This is a genomic window from Burkholderia sp. Se-20378 (assembly GCF_017104665.1).
GTDB classification, from domain to species: domain Bacteria; phylum Pseudomonadota; class Gammaproteobacteria; order Burkholderiales; family Burkholderiaceae; genus Burkholderia; species Burkholderia lata.
The window spans coordinates 1-13,946 of sequence record NZ_JAAGPG010000213.1 but is presented as its reverse complement, the minus strand read 5'-3'; the positions used below and the strand labels follow the sequence as shown (position 1 = coordinate 13,946).

General features: G+C 66.2%; 12 protein-coding genes and 2 pseudogenes. 6 read left to right on the top strand and 8 right to left on the bottom strand.

Annotation, left to right across the window (positions count from 1 at the left end; genetic code table 11):
* Together G3N93_RS21495 and G3N93_RS21490 are read right to left on the bottom strand one after the other, a co-directional pair.
* A pseudogene (locus tag G3N93_RS21495) lies at positions 1-284 on the bottom strand (D-alanyl-D-alanine endopeptidase); the annotation flags it as partial.
* Positions 285-526: 242 nt separating this feature from the next.
* Complete coding sequence (locus tag G3N93_RS21490) at positions 527-844, bottom strand: hypothetical protein (protein WP_206133902.1); 318 nt, start codon at positions 842-844, stop codon at positions 527-529.
* Between the two features lie 51 nt (positions 845-895).
* Between G3N93_RS21490 and G3N93_RS21485 the strand changes: the two genes are divergently transcribed.
* Both G3N93_RS21485 and G3N93_RS21480 read left to right on the top strand, forming a co-directional pair.
* Positions 896-1,771, top strand: coding sequence for a LysR family transcriptional regulator (locus tag G3N93_RS21485; RefSeq protein WP_174942972.1), 876 nt, complete (start codon positions 896-898; stop codon positions 1,769-1,771).
* Between the two features lie 98 nt (positions 1,772-1,869).
* Entirely contained in the window at positions 1,870-2,154 is a 285-nt protein-coding gene (locus G3N93_RS21480; protein WP_174916507.1) for a transcriptional regulator, read from the top strand.
* A 58-nt stretch (positions 2,155-2,212) separates the two neighbouring features.
* On the opposite strand, the gene G3N93_RS21475 is transcribed toward G3N93_RS21480, so the two are convergent.
* The 3 genes from G3N93_RS21475 to G3N93_RS21465 form a co-directional block, all read right to left on the bottom strand.
* A complete protein-coding gene (locus tag G3N93_RS21475) occupies positions 2,213-2,956 on the bottom strand; it encodes a transporter (protein ID WP_174937420.1) in 744 nt (247 codons plus the stop codon).
* A gap of 80 nt (positions 2,957-3,036) precedes the next feature.
* Positions 3,037-5,802, bottom strand: coding sequence for a magnesium-translocating P-type ATPase (mgtA, locus tag G3N93_RS21470; RefSeq protein ID WP_206133901.1), 2,766 nt, complete (start codon positions 5,800-5,802; stop codon positions 3,037-3,039).
* A gap of 712 nt (positions 5,803-6,514) precedes the next feature.
* Positions 6,515-8,164: a S8 family peptidase gene (locus tag G3N93_RS21465; RefSeq protein WP_206133900.1), complete on the bottom strand. Its 1,650-nt coding sequence runs from the start codon at positions 8,162-8,164 to the stop codon at positions 6,515-6,517.
* Positions 8,165-8,585: 421 nt separating this feature from the next.
* On the opposite strand from G3N93_RS21465, the gene G3N93_RS21460 reads away from it, so the two are divergent.
* The 3 genes from G3N93_RS21460 (at position 8,586) to G3N93_RS21450 (ending at position 11,634) form a co-directional block, all read left to right on the top strand.
* Positions 8,586-9,482, top strand: a complete 897-nt coding sequence (locus G3N93_RS21460) for a glutamate/aspartate ABC transporter substrate-binding protein (RefSeq protein ID WP_206133899.1) — start codon at positions 8,586-8,588, stop codon at positions 9,480-9,482.
* 355 nt (positions 9,483-9,837) lie between these two features.
* Complete coding sequence (locus G3N93_RS21455) at positions 9,838-11,091, top strand: multidrug effflux MFS transporter (protein WP_174937412.1); 1,254 nt, start codon at positions 9,838-9,840, stop codon at positions 11,089-11,091.
* A gap of 21 nt (positions 11,092-11,112) precedes the next feature.
* On the top strand, positions 11,113-11,634 hold the full coding sequence (locus G3N93_RS21450; RefSeq protein WP_174943120.1) for a GNAT family N-acetyltransferase: 522 nt from the start codon (positions 11,113-11,115) through the stop codon (positions 11,632-11,634).
* 39 nt (positions 11,635-11,673) lie between these two features.
* Here the strand turns inward: G3N93_RS21450 and G3N93_RS21445 are convergent, their stop codons facing one another.
* Together G3N93_RS21445 and G3N93_RS21440 are read right to left on the bottom strand one after the other, a co-directional pair.
* Complete coding sequence (locus G3N93_RS21445) at positions 11,674-12,363, bottom strand: hypothetical protein (protein ID WP_174942980.1); 690 nt, start codon at positions 12,361-12,363, stop codon at positions 11,674-11,676.
* A 176-nt stretch (positions 12,364-12,539) separates the two neighbouring features.
* Entirely contained in the window at positions 12,540-12,827 is a 288-nt protein-coding gene (locus G3N93_RS21440; protein ID WP_174937402.1) for a hypothetical protein, read from the bottom strand.
* A gap of 242 nt (positions 12,828-13,069) precedes the next feature.
* Here G3N93_RS21440 and G3N93_RS21435 point away from each other — a divergent pair, with 242 nt between their 5' ends.
* Entirely contained in the window at positions 13,070-13,231 is a 162-nt protein-coding gene (locus G3N93_RS21435; protein ID WP_206133898.1) for a hypothetical protein, read from the top strand.
* Positions 13,232-13,254: 23 nt separating this feature from the next.
* Here the strand turns inward: G3N93_RS21435 and G3N93_RS21430 are convergent.
* Positions 13,255-13,946: pseudogene (locus G3N93_RS21430) on the bottom strand (penicillin-binding protein 1C); the annotation flags it as partial.

Below are 13,946 nucleotides of genomic sequence, written 5' to 3'. Positions count from 1 at the left end.
GTGCGCTTGGCGCGGCGTTGTTGCGGGGCCGGCGCCGCGTGACGCTTGACCGCCTGGTGCTTCACGCGCGGGCGACGATGCTTGACGGCCTTCTTGTTGCGCTGGGCCGGCTTCTTCCTGACGGCTTTCTTGACGGCCTTCGCCGGCGCATGAGCGTGCGCGGTGCGCGGCGGCGGGTTGCGTGGCGTGGACGATGCATTCGTCGAGAAGGCGAGCATCAGCATCGACAAGGCGACGAGCAGGGTGGTCCGGGCGAATGGCAGGCGCGCGATGAGGCCGGTCAAGCGAAAGTCTCCTTTTCACGCGCGGTGAGGCTGCGTGGAATGTATGGGTGGTCAGCGGGATGCGGAAAATTATACGGTCGATCGCGGGGCGATGACGATTGAAGGCGGGAAAAGATGCGCGATTCGGTGAATTTTCGCGGCGTCAGTCGGCCATTTGAAGAGGGCGCAGCGGCGTGCGCGCTTGCGATCGCTCTATCCGTGAGGCGATACGCGGCGCAATCGTGGATCGATAGCGCCGATGCTCAACGCGGCCAGTTGCGCCGCGACACCACCGCGAAGCTGATCGCGATCGAGCCGGTCACGGGGCGCGGCGGCGCGTCGTTCGTCGCGCTCATGGCGTCCACCGCATCGCCGAAACGAAAGCGGCGGCCGCGGCCGTCAGCGCGTTCGGTACGCTCGACTCGTTCGGCACGACGTTTCGGCGCGCGCGGATCGGCGGTTGCGGCGCGCTCGCCGATAGCGGCCGGTGCGCACGAAGTGTCGTCGGGCGGACATTCACAGACGAGATCAAGAGACATGACGGTCGATTCCTGAAAGGGCATGTCCGTATTGAACGTCATCGCATTCGATCGGTAAAATGAATGTTTTGATCGTTACGATTCCTTTTAAGAATGGAATTGAAACTGCTGAGAACGTTCCTGACCGTTACCGAGCTGTGCCATTTCAGCCGCGCGGCCGATGCATTGCACATGAGCCAGCCGGCACTGAGCAAGCAGATCGGCGCGCTCGAGGCGAGCCTCGGCGGCAAGCTGTTCGAGCGCGGCCGGCACGGCGCGGAGCTCACGTCGTTCGGCGAGCGTTTCCTGCCCGATGCGCAAGCGCTGGTGCGGGATGCCGACGAGATCCTCGTCCGCGCGCGTGAGCTGTCGAGCGGGCAGCGCGGCCATTTGCGGCTGGGCATCTGCCTGTCGGTGCTGACGCTCGTCCCGAAGCTCGTCGCCGAGTTTCGCAGCCGGAATCCCGGTATTGCCGTCACGCTGAGCGACCTGTCGTCCGCGGAGCAGACGCGCCGGTTGCGCGCGGGCAAGCTCGATGCCGGGTTCCTGCGTCTGCCGTCGGACGAAGGACTGTCGTCGTTCAAGGTGATCGACGAGGCGCTGGCGCTGGCGGTGCCGCCGCATCTCGGCCTGAAGCGCGTGCCGGCCGATCTCGGCACGCTCAACGAGATTGGCTTCATCGCGTTGCAGCGCGCACGCGGGCAAGGGTTGGCCGCGCAGGTCGACCGGTGGTGCGTCGAGCGCCGCTTCGTGCCGCACGTGACGCAGCAGGCCGAAGACGTGCAGTCGGTGCTCGCGTCGGTCGCGGCCGGCGCGGGCGTCGCGTTCATTCCGTCGCGTGCGCAATATCTGCTGCGTGACGCGACGGTATTGCCGCTCGACGGCAAGGACGCGAAGTGGCGCGTCGGGCTCGCGTGGCTGTCGGATCGCGACGATCCCGTCACCACACGCTTCGTGTCGTTCATGCGTGCCGCGATCAAGAATGCATGATGGACGAAGCGGTATAGTGTCCGCAGCCGGCGGCGGTCGCCCGATCGCGTGCCGGATGCCCGAATGAAAGCCCCAGTCTCGCCCACCGACCGCACCCCATGACTTCAGAATCCGACGACTCCCAGCTCGATCCCGCACTCGTTGCGACGCTCGCGACGCTGAACGATGCCGCGAGCGATCCGGCCGGCAAGACCTGGTCGTTGCCGAAGATCGCGAAACGCACGCAACTGCCGATGAGCACGCTGCGCCGCGTGCTGACGCAGCTCGACGCCGCAGGCCTGAGCGCGACGACGCTGAACGAGGACGGCACCGGCAGCGCCGCGCTGACCGACGAAGGGCGTGCGGTATGCGCGCAACTGTTCGGCGCGAACGACGCGCAATGAAAAACGGGCCGCTGGAAGCGGCCCGTCGTCTTGCGGTTCGACACGCGGCGTCGATGCGTTACCACCGCACCGTCACGCCGCCCATCACCGAATGATCGTAGGTCTGGTCGTTCAGCCCGCGCCGGTAGCCGATGTCGAGATCGAGCCACGGTTTCGGCGAATAGATCGCACCCGCGATCACGAATGCGGGATTCGTGCCGGCACCGCTTGTCGTATTGCGCGACGTGCCGATGTCGGCCACGATCTGCAGCGTGTCGGTCGCCTTGTAGATCGCCGCGCCCGACACGGCCCAGATCGACGTCAGGTCGCCCTGGCGATTCGGCTGGACCGTCATGCCCGCATTCGCGAGAAACGAAAACCGCGCGACGTCGAGCTGCGCGAGCAGCGTTGCGCCGGCCCCCACGCGGCCGGTGCCGAGCCCGCGCCGGTCGTTGCCGGTCGGCGCGGTCAGTTTCGGCTTCAGCGCGATCGACAGCGGGCCGCGTTCGACGAACCGCCATTTCATGCCGATCTCGACATCGCCGACTCCGGCGCCGTTCTCGTCGGTGCGCGTCTGCAGGTGCGTGTACGGCACGTTCACGTAGAGATCGGCGTGCTCGCCGAACCCGCGCGTGAGCGTCGCGTTCCACAGCTGGTGGCGGCCGTTTTCTTCCTGTTTCGAGGTTTCCTCGGCGTTGAACTCGAACTGCCAGTTCGCGTTGCCCTGCGTGCCCGTGTCGTCGCTGACGAGCGGATGGGTGGCGAGGGCGTCGAACGGCGCGAGGAGGGCGCTCGCGGCTGCGAGCGGAAGCATTCTTTTCATGGGATCACCTGTCGTGCGTGGCGAGCCTGCCGGCCCGCGCGGGTGGCGCGGGCCGGCACGACGCCTTCAAGCGGGGAAGCTCAGAACCATTGCTTGTAGCGGCGCACGTAGATCGTCTTGACGATCTGCGCGAGCAGGATGTAGCCGACCATCGTCGCGGCGAGCCACAGCCAGAAGGTGCCCGGCAGGTGCATGAAGCCGAGGGACTCCGCGAACGGCGAGAACGGCAGCCAGCAGCCGATCGCGATCGCGGTGAACGTCGACAGCAGCACCGGCAGCGCGGCCGTGCTCTGCAGGAACGGGATCTTCTGCGTGCGCAGCAGATGCACGACGAGCGTTTGCGATACCAGGCTCTCGATGAACCAGCCCGAGTTCATCACGATCTGGCCGCCGGTGCCGCCGTGCAGGTGATACATCGCACCCGCGCCGAACACGGTCCACATCAGGATGTAGGTCGTGATGTCGAACACCGACGACGTCGGCCCGACCCACAGCATGAAGCGGCTGATGTTGCCGGCTTCCCACTTGCGCGGCTTCTTCAGGAACTCGGGATCCATCTTGTCCCACGGCAGCAGCATCTGCGACGTGTCGTAGATCAGGTTCAGCACGAGCAGCTGCGTCGCGAGCATCGGTTCCCACGGCAGGAATGCGCTGGCGACGAGCACCGAGAACACGTTGCCGAAGTTCGAGCTTGCGGTCATGTTCAGGTACTTCAGGATGTTGCCGAACGTCTCGCGGCCCTTGATCACGCCTTCCTCGAGCACCATCAGGCTCTTTTCGAGCAGGATGATGTCGGCGGTTTCCTTCGCGATGTCGGCGCCGCTGTCGACCGAGATGCCGACATCGGCGTCGCGCAGCGCGGGCGCATCGTTGATGCCGTCGCCGAGGAAGCCGACCGTGTGGCCGTTCGCCTGCAGCGCCTTCACGATGCGCGCCTTCTGCAGCGGCGTGAGCTTCGCGAATACGGTCGTGCGTTCGACGACTTCCGCGAGCGTCGCGTCGTCGAGCGCTTCGATTTCCGCGCCGAGGATCGGCTTGCCGGGTTCGAGGCCGACCTGGCGGCACACCTTCATCGTGACGATCGGGTTGTCGCCCGTCAGCACCTTCACCGCGACGCCGTTTTCGCGCAGCGCGGCGAGTGCCGGCGCGGCCGATTCCTTCGGCGGATCGAGGAAGGTCAGGAAGCCGCGCACGACGAGGTCGTGTTCGTCGGTGGTGCGGTACTGCTGGCGCTCGTCGCCGCGCGGGATCGTGCGCGTCGCAAGCACGAGCACGCGGAAGCCGTCCTCGTTGTATGCGCTGGCCTGTTCGAGCAGCCGCTTGCGCGCGACGAAGTCGAGCGGGCGCACGCCGTCCTCATCCTGCACGTGCGTGGAGACGGCCAGCATTTCCTCGACCGCGCCCTTGCAGATCAGCAGGTGCGTGCCGCGCGTGTCCTCGACGACGACCGACAGGCGGCGCCGCACGAAGTCGAACGGCAGTTCGTCGATCTTCTTGTAACCCTGCGGCTTCACGCGCTCGCCGATCTCGTCGGCACGCGCGACGACCGCGATGTCGATCAGGTTCTTCTGGCCGCTCTGGTGGAAGCTGTTCAGCCAGCCGAGCCGCAGGATCTCCTCGTTCTTGTGGCCCGACAGGTCGAGGTGATGTTCGAGGATGATCTTGTCCTGCGTGAGCGTGCCGGTCTTGTCGGTGCACAGCACGTCCATCGCGCCGAAGTTCTGCACCGAGTTCAGCCGCTTGACGACGACCTTGCGGCGCGCCATCGCCACCGCGCCGCGCGCGAGGTTCGCGCTGACGATCATCGGCAGCATCTCGGGCGTGAGGCCCACGGCCACCGCGAGGGCGAACGTGAGCGCGCTCAGCCAGTCGCCCTTGGTCAGCCCGTTGATCATGAACACGATCGGCACCATCACGAACATGAACTTGATCAGCAGCCAGCTCACGCTCGACACGCCGCGGTCGAAGCTCGTCTCGATGCGCTTGTGGCTCACGACGTTGCGGGCGAGCGAACCGAAGTAGGTGTCCTCGCCGGTCGCGACGACGACGGCCGTCGCCGTGCCGCTGACGACGTTGGTGCCCATGAAGCAGACGTTCTCGAGATCGAGCAGCGATGCGGACGCATCGGTCGCGGCGCCCGCCGAACGCGTGCCGGCGGACTTGCCGGCAACTGCGCCGAGCGTGTCGTATTTCTCGACTGGCAGCGCCTCGCCGGTCAGCACGGCCTGGCTGATGAACAGGTCGCGTGAAGCGAGCAGGCGCACGTCCGCCGGGATCATGTCGCCGGCCGACAGATGCACGATGTCGCCGGCCACGACTTCGCGCATCGGCACTTCGCGGCGGGACGGTTCGGACGTGTCGGTCACGGCGCGCTGCACGGTCGCGGTCGTGCGGACCATCGCCTTCAGCTTCTCGGCCGCGCGCAGCGAACGGAATTCCTGCACGAAGCGCAGCAGCGCGCTGATCGTGACCATCGTCAACAGGATCGTCATGCCGACGTAGTCGCGATCGTCGGGTGCCGCGAAGTAGACGTCGGTGAAGAAGCTGATGGCGGCCAGCACCAGCAGCACGTAGACGAACGGGTTGTGGAACGAGAGCAGCAACTGGCGGGTCCAGTGCGGCGGCTTGTCGTGCGCGATTTCGTTGGGGCCGTAGTGCTGCAGGCGATCGGCGGCCTGGTCGTAGGTGAGGCCGCGCGTGCTGGTGTGCAGCGACTTCAGCGTGTCTTCGAGCGGACGGGCCGCTTCCTGCGCGGCGCGCATGATGCGCGGGTCGTTCTGCTGGGCGCCGCCGGCCTTGATGAAGCCGCGCTGTTTCTTTTGCGAGGTGTTGTGTCGTGTCGTCATGAGTCGCTCCTTGCGCACGAGGCGGCGGGCGGGGAGCGACCGTGACGTTATCGACGCACGAGCGCTCCCCGCCGCGTCGCGTCAGGCGCGATCGGCTGTGGATCGGTAAAGGCGGGAACGCTCGCCGGCGCGTGCGGTGCGGCCGGAGGGGCGATGCGCAGCGTCGCACCGGCGAGCGGTAATCGACTACTGTCGTCTGAGTTCATCTGCACTCCTGTCGGTTGCGAATAATCGGCACGGGCGATCGACAGCGACGCACGCACGAAGGCGCGCGGCCGGACGGCACGCGAACGGAAGGCGCACGCAGCTGACGCTGCGCGCAACACGAACGCACGCGCGCGACGGCGCATCGCGTGCATTCGACAACAATGAAAATTCGGCGGGAGATCTGGCCAGTCAGGCCGGAAGGACGCCGCATCCTGCTTCCCGGGATGCGGCAGAAGACGAGGCTCTGCGCGTTTTCCTCAGGCAGCAGTCAAGTTGGTCGAGGACCAACTACAACTCGCATCGGTGTTCACAGAACACTCCATGTAATTAGACGGGAGCGATGGTAATGGGTCGCTGTGCGAAGCGTCAACCCTTTTGTCAGTCGTTATTTCGAGAAACGTAATCGGGTCGAGGCGCGAATGGAGACACGCCGGATCGCCTTCAATGAAACGGCCGCGCGCACGCCATTTCGGCATGCGCGCGGCCGCGCTGGAGCAGGGGAGCGTTACTGGTTGGCCGACGCGACGGCGGCCCCTGCATCGAGGATGCCCGAGCCCGCCGGCATCGCGGTGCACGACGTGCCGGCCGCGAGCTTGGTCGTGCGCGTGCCGCCCTGCAGCTTCTGCTGGATCTGCGCCGGCGTGAGGTTGCCGTTCACCGACAACATCAGTGCGGCGACCCCCGTCACCTGCGGCGTCGCGAGGCTGGTGCCGTTCGCGAGGCCGTAGGTGTCCGAGCCCGGGGTCGTCGTGCCGGTATTCGACGTCGACAGGATGTTGACGCCCGGCGCGCTCAGCGAGACATCGGGGCCGAAGTTGCTGAACGAAGCACGGCGGCCGGTCGCGTCGGTGGCGCCGACGCTGATCACGCCGCGGCAGTTCGCGGGCTGGTCGAGCCCGGTCGACAGGCCGTCGTTGCCGGCGGCGACGATGACGGTCACGCCCTTCGCGTTCACGTCGTCGATGGCCTGCTGGAACGTCGAGCTGCATGCGCCGACACCGCCGAGGCTCAGGTTGATGACCTTCGCGGGGCGCGGGTTGTTCGGTACGCCGCTCACCGGAATGCCGGCTGCCCAGCGCATCCCGTCGGCGATGTCGCTCGTCGTGCCGCCGCACTTGCCGAGCACGCGCACCGGCAGGATCTGGCCGAGCCACGACACGCCGGCGATGCCGGTGCCGTTGTTGGCGGTCGCGCCGATCACGCCCATCACGCGCGTGCCGTGCCAGCTGCTGTCGCTCGGCTGGCTCGCGCAGTGATAGTACGGACCGTTGGCGTTGTCGAGTTCCTGCTGCGTCACCCAGTCACCCGGGTCGGTGGCATCAGGGCTGCGGGTCAGGCCGTTGTTGCTGGTGTTGACGTTGCTGATGAAGCTGTAGCCGGACAGCAGGTTGCCGACGAGGTCGGCGTGCGGCCGGTAGCCGGTGTCGAGCACGGCCGTGACGACGGTCGGCGAACCCTTGGTCACGCTCCACGCGGGCGGCAGGTCGATACCGGCCGTCTGATCGGACAGGTACCACTGCTGGCTGTAAAGCGGGTCGCTCGGCGTGTCGCGGATCTGCATCGGGTGATCCGGTTCCGCGTAGTCGACGTCCGAATCGGCTGCGAATGCCTGCGCGAGCGCGGCTGCGTCGGTGGCGGCCATGCGCTGGCCGAGCGACAGCACGGTCGCGCCGTTCGAGATCGTCCGTTCGACCTGCACGTTCACCGGCGTTTGCCCGACCGTGCTCGCATAGGCACGTGCGCTGCCGGCGACCGGCGCGGTCCAGCGCGTCATCGAGCGCTGGATCACTGCGTCGAGTCGCGTCCCGTTGTCGATGGCCGCCATCGCACGCGTGGCCGTCAGCGTCTTCAGCTTGACGATCAGGTGATCGATCGGCGGTTCGACCGGCGCGGCCTGCGCCGCCATCTGCACGGCGGCCTGCTGCGTCGCGCAGGCATTGCTGCCGGAGGAAGCGGGCGGGGTCGTGGGATTGGAGGGCGCGGGAGACGGCGTGGGGGCAGGCGCTGCGTTGGAAGAAGACGGGTTGCTGCCGTCGCCGCCGCCTCCACCGCCGCAACCGGCGAGGGGCAGGAGGGCGGCGGCGGACAGCATGCCGGCGAGCATGCGCGCATGTGCGGAGCGCGCCAGCGCAAAATTGAAACGCTTGGTTCTCATGTTGAAACTCGATCCTCGTAGATAACCGTCGTGCCGGCGGTGGCGCTGGTCCGGCTGACCCGGACCTTGTCTTTTTTGTCTGACGGTTGCAGCAAGGTTGCTGCGACGCGCCATGCACTGGGTAACGGCCTGCGTGGCGGCTTCTTGAGGACGTTTCACGAGAAAAACCGGGACTGGCGCAAACGATTACGTTGGTGCGTTGCAGCATGAACATGTGTTTGGAACGCATGCCACAGAACGTGGGGCGAGTCCGCGTGCGGCTGGTCGGACGAAACGCGCGGCGCGTGCCGGTTTGCGCGGTACGGAAAACATCTTTCACGGCCCGGCCGCGATGGAAGGTTGATTACGCTTTCCCTGATGCGACGCGAATTTTGTCGGGCGTACGATCGCGATTCGATCAACGTTTCGTCAGGAGAAAAGCATGGATCGTCGCTTACGCTGGCTGGCCGTCGCACTGACCTGTGCGCTGGCGGGCACCGCGCACGCGCAGGCCCTTACCGGCACGCTGAAGAAGATCAAGGACACGGGCGTCGTGTCGCTGGGCATTCGCGAATCGTCGGTGCCGTTCTCGTATTCGGACAACCAGCAGAAGAACATCGGCTATTCGCGCGACATCGCGGCGCGCATCATCGACCAGCTGAAGACGGAACTGAACGTGCCGAACCTCGCGGTGAAGGAGATCCCGATCACGTCGCAGAACCGGATTCCGCTATTGCAGAACGGGACGATCGATTTCGAATGCGGATCGACGACGAACACGCTCGAACGACAGAGGCAAGCCGCGTTCTCGAACAGCATCTTTTTGTACGGCATCCGCTTCAGCACGCGCAAGGATTCGGGGGTGAAGGATTTCGCGGACCTGGCCGGCAAGACGGTCGCGACGACGGCCGGCACGTCGGACGAGCGCCTGCTGCGCAAGCTCAATGAAGAGAAGGCGATGAACATGACGATCATCAGCGCGAAGGATCACGCCGAAGCGTTCATGAACGTCACGACCGGGCGCGCGGTGGCATTCGTGATGGACGAACCGCTGCTGTACGGCGAGATCGCGAAGGATCGCAACCCGGGCGCGTACGCGGTGACGGGCACGCCGCTCGTTCACGAGAACTACGCGTGCATGATGCGCAGGGACGATCCGGCGTTCAAGCAGGTCGTCGACGGCGTGATCGCGAAGATGCAGACGTCGGGGGCCGCCGAGAAGCTCTACAACCAGTGGTTCACGCAGCCGATTCCGCCCAAGGGCGTGAGCCTCAACTATCCGCTGTCGGCGGAGATGAAGCAGTTGTTCAGGAATCCGACGGATCAGGCGCAGTATTGACCGGATGTGGCACTGATCGACGTTCGGCAATGAAACACCGCCGGCTCGTGCCGGCGGTGTCGACAGCACGGCGGGGCAAAACGCGCCGTGCACTCATTTCCGGCCTGCGCGGAGCCGGGACGCCGAGCCAGCCCGCGTTTGCCACCGACGACGATGCGCCCCCGGCGAGTGCTGCCGCACCGATAGCGGATTTCCGGGTATGCCGCAATCGGCATTCAACCTCGTCCCCGCCAGGGGAATCCGGCTGCGTGGCGCGACAACAGGCACAATACGGGATTCGCCACGTCGCACGCGTGTTCGCCATCCGAACATCGCACGGCTGCGCCGCTGCCGCCCGACATCCTTCCCAGTCGTCATGAACGCCACGCTCACTCCCGCGCGCGAGTCGAATTCGCCGCGTTTCCTGCTGTTCCTGATCTGCCTGTTCGCGTCCGCCGGCCAGCTCGCGATCGACATCTACGTGCCCGCGCTGCCTGATATGGCACGTTCGTTCGCGACCACGCCGCAGGCGATCCAGTCGAGCGTGTCCGGCTACATGGCGGCCTATGCGCTCGGCCAACTCATCTTTGGCCCGATCGCCGACGCTTACGGGCGCAAGCGCGTGCTCGCGTTCGGGCTCGTGATCTACACGATCGGCTGCCTGCTGTCGCTTGGCGCGCAGAACCTGGAGACGTTCGTGCTGGCGCGCTGCCTGCAGGGCTTCGGGATCGCGACTACCAACCTGCTCGCGAAGGCGATCATCACCGATTCGTTCTCCGGCCAGGCGCTGATGCACGCGTTTACGTACATGTCGATCGCGTGGGGGCTTGCGCCGATCGTCGCACCGGTGATCGGCGCGCACTTGCAGGAATGGTTCGGCTGGCGCGCGTGCCTCGTGTTCCTGCTGGTGTACTCGCTGGTGATGTGGGCGCTGCTGTGGCGTTACCGGGAAACCTTGCCCAAACCCGTGCATCTCGAGCCGCGCACGCTGATGACGAACGCGGGCAAGGTGCTGGCGAGCCCGGTGTTCCAGAGCTGCTTCCTCGCACAGGGGCTGTGCTACAGCATCCTGCTCGTGTTCAACATCGTCGGGCCGTTCATGGTGCAGACCACGCTGCACAAGCCGCCGACCTTCTTCGGTTATCTCGCGCTCGGGATCGGGCTGATGTATTTCCTCGGCGGCCTGTCGAACCGGATTCACCGTCCCGGGCTGCCGAGCGCCGAGCAACGGCTGCGCATCGGTGCGCGCGTGATGGCAGGCGCGTCGGTCGCGATGCTGGTGCTGGCGCTGACTGTCGGGCTGCGCGTCTGGACGCTTGCGACGCCGGTGCTCGTGATGGGTTTCTGCGCGGGCGCGATGTATCCGACGCTGATGGCCAAGGGCAATTCGCTGTTTCCGCATATCGCCGGCCTGACGAGCGCGATCCTCGGATGTGCGCTGCTGCTGGTGTCGTCCGCAATGATGGGGCTGGCTGGTTTCGTGTCGATTCACGTGCTGACGCCGCTCGCGGTGTTCTTCGTCGTGTTGTCGTGCATCGTCGTGTGGATGGTCACCAAGCTGCTGCGATACCTGTCGCAGCAGCAGGCCCAGGCCGCGTCCGTCGTGTGCGGGCGCGGGGAGGCCGCGTAAGTGCCGCCTGTCGACCAGTCCATCAACCCGATCCTGCTGAATCGCGTCGCCCGAACCGACGCCGCGGACCTGATCGCCGCCAACCGCGCGAGCCGGAGCCACCATCTGCCGTGGGTCGACTCGTTCACCGACCAGGCTGGATTCGACCAGTGGTTCGGCCGCTGCCTGACGGGGCCGAACGTTGGCCTCGTCGCGCGCGAACGCACGTCCGGAGCGGTGGTCGGCGTGGTGAACCTCAACGAGATCGTCGGCGGCGTGTTCCAGAGCGCGTATCTCGGGTACTACGGCATGGCGGCGTTCAGCCGCAAGGGGCTGATGACCGAGGCCATGCACGCGGCGATCGGCGTCGCGTTCGGCGAACTCGGGCTGCATCGGCTCGAAGCGAACATCCAGCCGGGCAACCACGCGTCGATTGCGCTGGTTCGGCGGCTCGGTTTCACGAAAGAGGGTTTTTCGCCGCGCTATCTGCGCCTCGGCGGCGAATGGCGCGACCACGAACGGTGGGCGCTGCTGGCCGACGGCGAGCCCGACGCGCACGCCTGACGCCCGCTACCGGGCGATTTTCTTCCCGCCATCGGCTGTTTACAGCGGATGCGCCGCGCCGGCCTGCGTCAGCAGCGAAACGGCAGCCGGATCCGGCATCCCGTTCGAGTCGATGGCGCCGGCTTTCGCGAGTGCGACGAGATCGCTGTCGACACCCGGTTGCCCGACCGTGAACGGCGTGGTCAGGAATGCCGGCGCCGCGAACGCCACCGAATAGCGCTGCTGCAGGTTCGTCACCACGGCCGATTGCGCGGCCTGTACGGTGTTCGAGCTGTTCATCGCCTGCTGGTAGCGCGAATTCCCCTGGAAATTGCCGATCAATGTGGCCGTGTTCGTGCCGAGCTGGGCGGCGAGATAGACCAGCATCAGCTCGGTCTCTGGCGTCGTATTGAACGTGCCGCCCGCGTACGCGAGCGAATGCAGGGTCGTGCCGCCCGACGTCACGGTGATCACGCACGGCAGCGCGGCATTGACCGTCACGCTGTAGTTGCCGCCGCCATCCGTCAGCGTGGTCGCCGAACCCGCCGCGCAACTGACCGTTACCTGCGCGCTCGCGAGCGCGTCGCCCGTCGCGGCCGTGCCGGAGAGCGCGACCGTCTGCGTGTTGTTGTTGAAGCAGGCATCCACGCCGAAGCAGGCATCGCCGTTGCACGCCTGAAGTGTCGCGAGCGTGACGAGGCAGAGCGTGCCCAGCGCGGGGCGGGTGAAACGCGTGGGGTGCATGTTCATGGTCGCGGGCCTTGACGAGAGTGGGGCAACCGGTCGACGCCGAAGGTGTGGCGCCGTTCCTATTCTAGGATTCGAATCGGGGCGCTGCTTGCCCGTTTGGGCTGGTTGGCCCGCTGACCGGGAGCGCTCTGCCGTCGAGCGTGTCGTGTGCTGACCCGCTTTGCCGGTAACGGGTGTCAGTTGCGCGGCGAACGGGCCGGCGCCATCACGTAGGCGAGCAACAGGCTCAGTACGATGCTGAGCGCGAACGCGTGCCAATGACCGGTGAGCAGCCTCTGATAATGCTCGCCCATGTCCGGTGTGATCCACCAGCACGTCATCGGGTGCATTCGGGCCTGGTGGCACTCCAGGATGCCGCCTTGCCGATAGGCATCCCACAGCGCATCGCCTGAATACAGCCCCAGGAAGAGCGGGACGATCTGTACGCCATACTGCAGCAGCTTCCCCTCGGTTTCGGGTGTCATTTTTATCGACTCCGGAATCGGCCTGCGTCGGTTTGTTGTCTGTGTCCGAATGCATCGCGTGCTCGATATTGTCGACCCAATCCATCGCGGCGCACAAGGATTTGCGGCTCGAGAGAACCGTTCGGAAAGTCAGGTGGAAACGGCCTGGAGCGAAGAAAAGCGGCGGCCGATAACGGTATCCGGATTCACTGCGATCACGGTGAGACAAGCAACGGGGAAATGATCAGCAAGATCGGCTGTATGTGCGGAAACCCGATTCGGGACGACACCGATTCGCGAAGATCTTCGACTACCAGCCGCGCCCGAATTTCAGCGTCGCGAACGGAGCCGCGATCTCGACCGCGCCGACGCTCGATTTCTCCGCACAGCCGCAGCCGCCAAAGGCAAACGCGGCCGGCGAGTAACGCCGGCCCACGCACTCACGCACTCAGGGCTTGCGCGCGGCCGCCTTCGCGAATGCGCCGCGCACCTCGAAGCTGATCGTATCGGCCACATTGCCGCGCGCATCGACGAGTTCGAGCCGGTGCCGGCCCGGCCACGGCATCCATGCGATGCGATCGGCATGCCCGATCACCTTGTCGTCGAGCCGCCACGCGAATTTCGTCGCGCGCCCGGCCGAGCGCTCGAACCAGATCCGCTGGTTCTTCGGCGGAATGTCAGGGTCGATCGCGAAGATCGTGCCGTCGGTCGGGGTGCCGATCGTCAGCGGCGCGCGTGCGCCGTCCTTGCCCGGCGTGACGGGGGCGGCGAGCCGGATCGTGTCGACCGCCGTTCCCGCAATGAACCACTCGTTGCGAGACGGTTCGATATCGCGTTCGAACGTGATGCGGCGCGTCTCGACGCCGGCCGGCGCGCGCGGCGCAAGGCTTGGCTGGTCGCGGTGCAGGTAGCCGACGACGGCCGACCACACGGGCGACGCCCCCGTGACGCCCGACACGTCCCACATCGGCGAGCCGTCCGCGTTGCCGACCCACACGCCGACCGTATAGCGCGACGTGTAGCCGACGGTCCAGTTGTCGCGCATGTCCTTGCTCGTGCCGGTCTTGACCGCCGAGAAGAAGCGCGTCGCGAGCGGATTGTCGAAGCCGAACGTGCGCACGCGCGCGTTGTTGTCGGAGA